At 39.2% G+C, this 5,219-nt stretch carries 2 protein-coding genes and 3 pseudogenes; all 5 read right to left on the bottom strand.

Annotation, left to right across the window (positions count from 1 at the left end; translation table 11 throughout):
- Positions 1-77 (bottom strand): annotated as a pseudogene (locus tag ACFIO3_RS08540) (DNA-3-methyladenine glycosylase I); the annotation flags it as partial.
- Positions 78-85: 8 nt separating this feature from the next.
- Positions 86-314: pseudogene (locus ACFIO3_RS08545) on the bottom strand (Arm DNA-binding domain-containing protein); the annotation flags it as partial.
- Between the two features lie 181 nt (positions 315-495).
- On the bottom strand, positions 496-1,926 hold the full coding sequence (xseA, locus tag ACFIO3_RS08550; protein ID WP_375614729.1) for an exodeoxyribonuclease VII large subunit: 1,431 nt from the start codon (positions 1,924-1,926) through the stop codon (positions 496-498).
- A 462-nt stretch (positions 1,927-2,388) separates the two neighbouring features.
- Positions 2,389-4,020, bottom strand: a complete 1,632-nt coding sequence (locus tag ACFIO3_RS08555; RefSeq protein WP_375607284.1) for an ABC transporter substrate-binding protein — start codon at positions 4,018-4,020, stop codon at positions 2,389-2,391.
- 891 nt (positions 4,021-4,911) lie between these two features.
- A pseudogene (locus ACFIO3_RS08560) lies at positions 4,912-5,219 on the bottom strand (ABC transporter substrate-binding protein); the annotation flags it as partial.

The following is a 5,219-nucleotide window of genomic DNA, read 5'->3' on the forward strand; positions in this document are numbered from 1 at the left end:
CAATAAAGTGGATCAGTTCCGGCCCATGCGCAACGAATTTTTCCATCCACTCCCTTAAGAAGACCTTCCGCAAGCATAGCACTCACCGTAAAACAGAACGCCACCCAGTTGCACATTCACGGGCTCATTTAAAAAAACATCCCTCAAAGAGCACCCACTTCCATTTCACGGCGTCGACCATGAATGATATAACGATAAAACCATTGAGCGTCCCCATCTTTACGTTTGTGAAGAAGCAAGCCAGCACCATCATTATATTTGCCATCTCCCAATGTTGCAACAGACCTTGCATTAAAACGGTTCATAAGAGCCATTTTTAGTCCTTTCTTGTACAGTTTTTACCCTCATGGGGCCCCCACTTGTAATGTGCAAGCAAGTGGTTTTGATTGATTCAAGATACACATATTTGCAATGAGAGAATCATACGTTATTCGGAGCTCTAATTCAATATGAATAGTGCTAAATTATCTAATATAAATCAATATGTTGTTGTATTCAAAAGAGGGTTCCTTGATCATCGCTAGACGATTTTATTTGCTTGTGTTTTGAACGTTTAGCAGAAACAGGCTCTTGTGTTGCAACACTGATATCACCATCAAAAAAACGTAAATTTATTTGCCCCGTTTCAGGAATCTGTACCAACCGTTTGATGGGCTTATTCTCTTTCCCCAAAGCCAAAACAAAGCCGCGCTCCAAAATATTCTGATACGAAGTGCTTCTTAAAAGCCTAGAGGCTACCTCTAACCCAGCCCGTTGTTTTTCAACATTGCGCACAAAAGCACGCTGAAGACGTGCAGTATATTCCTTCATATTGTGTTCTGCTTTTTCAGTATTAAGTAAACGCAGTGAAAAACGCACATCAAGTGCATAAAAAGAAAAACGTTTTTTATCATAGCTTACACAAAGAGCACGCTGCAAACGACTTGAAATTTCATCAAAACCTCGCCGTGGTAGAGCAAAAAGTTGATCAGCAGTCGGAAGAGCTCTTAGAGTAGCACGCAGTTTTTGTCGATAAAAATCAAAATAACGCGCAAGTCCCGTACGCAAACGTGCACCAAGCGATGCCACTAGCACCTCGAGATCAAGCTTAACAGGAACAGCCCGCTCTGCTGCGGCTGTGGGAGTTGGAGCGCGCCAATCAGCCACATAATCAATCAAGGTCCAATCCGTTTCATGCCCAACAGCAGAAATAACAGGAAGAGAAGAGTTATAAACAGCACGAACAACGGCTTCGTCATTAAATCCCCACAAATCTTCTAAACTTCCCCCTCCCCGCGCAACAATAAGAAGATCAGGCTTAGGAACAACGCCTCCTAAAGGCAACGCATTAAAACCTTCAACAGCAGCAGCGACTTCCCTCCCACTTGTTTCCCCCTGAACACGTACAGGCCAAACCAAAATATGCAAAGGAAAACGATCGGATATACGGTGAATAATATCACGAATAACAGCACCTGTTGGTGATGTTACAACGCCTATAATTCGGGGCATATAAGGCAAAGTTTTTTTCTTTGCTTCATCAAATAAGCCTTCTTCTAAAAACTTTTTCTTACGATTTTCAAGAAGTGTCATTAAAGCACCAACCCCTGTTGGTTCAAGAGCTTCAATGACAATTTGATATTTTGATGATCCTGGATACGTCGTAAGTTTACCAACAGCGACCACTTCCATCCCTTCTTCAGGAGGAAATTTGAGCTTTTCCATCACTCCACGCCAAATAACAGCTTCCAACCGCGCCTTATCATCTTTTAAAGCAAAATAAGCATGTCCTGAAGCATGAGCACCACGGTAACCTGATATCTCCCCACGCACCCGTACATAACCAAACTTCTCCTCAACAACACGCTTTAAAGCCCCTGCTATTTCGGAAACAGTAAATTCCGCAACATTCGTTGCACTTATTTTTTCATCAAATAAATTTGCCATTTTTCAATTCACAGAAATTGAAATATTAAGTCTTAACATTCACACAAACACATTTTTAATTTTAATGAAATTAACCTCCTCCCAACATCTCAAAGGATGGAGATTTCTACCAATCCACCGGACTAGCTTCTCACGGGGCAAGTTCCACTTGCTGACCACTCATGCGGTTTCCTGCATAGGCGCGGACAGCCCAAACCATGCCCTGTACTGATCACGGTATCTAAAAACACTTAATATGTAAAGCTTTTCATGCCTTATATCACCGCTCTAAACAACAGTGTTTTATGGCGTGATAGGATAAAAGAGCTCTTTAAATAGCGTATCTTGAAATTACATTCTATACACAACATATCAATGCGTTACCGATAAGCTTCAACGTTTTGCAAAATTCTTACCCCCCATACAAAACGCTGAAGTTATCATGATTTCATTCTTGTTGTATTTTACAGCATTAAAATCCACTTATTTTTCAATTGCACTATAAAAAATACGTGGAGCACTATTCCAAACCCATTTTTTGACATCAGGTGTCATCGCTATCGTATGATACGTCTGATAAATAAAAGCATAGGGTCCTTTCTGCATAAATTCACGTTGCAAATCAGCATACATTTGCGCCCGTTTTTGTGGATCTTTTTCAAATAAAGCATCCTGAACCTTTTGATTCATCGTTTCATCCAAATACCCATGGCACCAACTAGGATAGGCGGTATTTTTTGCCTCAAACCGATTATCCGGATTGTAAATAAGACGTGAAGCCATTGTATGAGGATCAGCAGAATCATTATTCCATCCGAAAAAAATCGTATCAAAAGCACGTGCAGAGAGTTTTGAAAATAATTGCGTCCCCACAAAACGTTCAATTTTAAAGCGCACTCCCACTTTTTTTGCATTATCTTGGAGAGACTGAGCAATAGGCAAAGCAAAAGGATAAGGAGATGCCCCTGCAAAAATATTGGCCTCAAAACCATCTGGGTAACCAGCCTCAGTTAACAGCTGCTTTGCTTTTTGCAGATCAAGTTTAAAGGGTTGTCCTTCTTTTTCGTCCAAAGCTCCAAGATTACCAAGAGGAATAAAGCTTGCCCGTGGAACACCAACATCTTTAAGAAGCGTCTTACCGAGTCCTTCATAGTCAATAAGATAATGCATCGCCAAACGCACTTTTTCATTGGCAAAAATTGGATTCGTCACATTAAATCCCCATATGATTACAGATGGCTCTAATACTCTTGCAACTTTAATATCCGTTGTAGCTTGGAGATCTGCTAAATCCTCTGGCAACAAATTACGTGCAACATCGATATCGTGTTTTTGCAACAATAAACGTTGTGTTCCAGGCTCCGCAACATGGCGAATTAAAATCTTATTTAATTTAGGTGCCTCACCCCAATAATTGGAGCTTGCACGCAACAAAATCCCTTCTCCAGGACGCCAGCTACTTATCTGATAAGGACCAACACAGGCAGAATGGCTTGCCAAATACCGATTTCCCAGATCACCATCTTGTTCATGTTTCATAATTGTCTCTCGATCCAACAAGGCAAGAGTACGACTAGTGGCAAAATGGCTAAGAATGAGCTCTGCTGGATAAGGTTTATCAAATTTCATCACCACCGTTTTCTCATCCGGTGCTTGAAAAGCCTCATCAACATTTTGTTCTGTAATACCATATTCATTAAATGTCGCCGCAGTAGCCATCTTCAATTTAACAACCCGCTTCATGCTCCAAACAAGATCATAAGCATTAGCAGAACGACCATCGTTGAACTTCAAACCATCACGCAAATGAAAAGTGATCACCGTTTTCTGATCATCACTTAAAACATCCCAGCTTTTGGCCAAAGAAGGAATAACTTTAGCTGCATTATCTTTAGCGGGGTCAACTAAATTATCACAAACATTGACAAGAACTTCATTCCCATAACGATCATTGATTTGCGCTGGATCAAATGTACTAATTGAATCGAGATTCCACCCCATCACAAGAGTATCAGCGGGTGTTTTTGCTGGAACCTGTTGTACAACCATCCCCAGTGCTATAAAAGCAGAAACCAGAGAGCTGCTCCTTTTCAATATTTTTCTTTTCAAGCTCATAGACTTTTCCTTTTAAAGTTTATTGTATAAATTTTCCACGCAACACAAACATATTTAAATAATAAAATGAGACGATACATAAACGCCTCAAACAAAGTATTCAAACTTTCAAATATCACTACTTACCAATCACTCCTCCTGCCCACCCTTATAAGCTAAACCAAAACGTGCAATGGCAAACACTTTTGCTATACAATAAACGCTTACCAGTAACAGAGCCTATTCATGAGAGCATAATGCTACGATTAAAGACTAACAAACCTCTATTGTTTTTCTCTCTTGTTAAACAAGTTTCCCCTTGTTTTTTCTGACGTTTTTTTAATGTCATCAAAGCACCCCCTGTTGGTTCAAGTGCTTTAATAACAAAAAGCCTTCATCATAATTTAACGTTTCGATCAAACAGAAAAATTCATCAATTTGCCAAGTACAACGACTTTTATTCCTTCTTCAAAAGGAAACTTGCAATTTCTCATCACACCCCGTAAAATAACACCCTCCAATTGGCATCTTACCATCTTTCAAAGTAAGAAACATAGACACCATAAAAACTGATATTCCTCGTACCTTCTCCATAATAAAACTTTTATTCACCATTGCAAAGTCTTTGCTTCTTCAGCAATGCTAAAATTCCGCGACATTTGTTGCACTGATTTTTGAGCAAATAAATTTACCACTTTTCACTTCACAGAAGTTGAAATATTCAGTTTTAACATCCATACCAACACATCTTTAATGAAAATGACAGATCCCTTTTAAAATAGAAATATTCAACAACATATCCAATCATTCCCCATGATCTCCAGCGTATTACAAAGTTCTTGAACACTATGCAAAACGCTGAAGTTATTATGATTTCATTTTTGTTGTATTTTACAATATTTAAAGACACACTTATTTTTCAATTTTACTATAAAAAATTTGTGGCGCACTATTCCAAACCCACTTTTTGATATCAGGTGTCATCGCGATAACGCTATATTTTTGAAAGATAAACGCATAAGGTCCTTTTTGCATCAGTTCACGTTGTAAATCAGCATAAAGTTGCGCTCGTTTTTGTGGATCTTTTTGAAATAACGCCTCTTCAACTTTTTGATTCATCTTGGCATCAAAATACCCATGCTGCCAACTAGGATAGGCGGTATTTTTTGCCTCAAACCGATTATCAGGGTTATAAACAAGACGTGAAGCCATTGTATGGG

This window comes from Bartonella sp. AD328YNZD, assembly GCF_042196425.1.

Excerpts from the sequence above, each read along its gene's own strand:
- xseA (WP_375614729.1), bottom strand. The coding sequence starts at position 1,926 with ATGGCAAATTTATTTGATGAAAAAATAAGTGCAACGAATGTTGCGGAA.
- ACFIO3_RS08555 (WP_375607284.1), bottom strand. The coding sequence starts at position 4,020 with ATGAGCTTGAAAAGAAAAATATTGAAAAGGAGCAGCTCTCTGGTTTCT.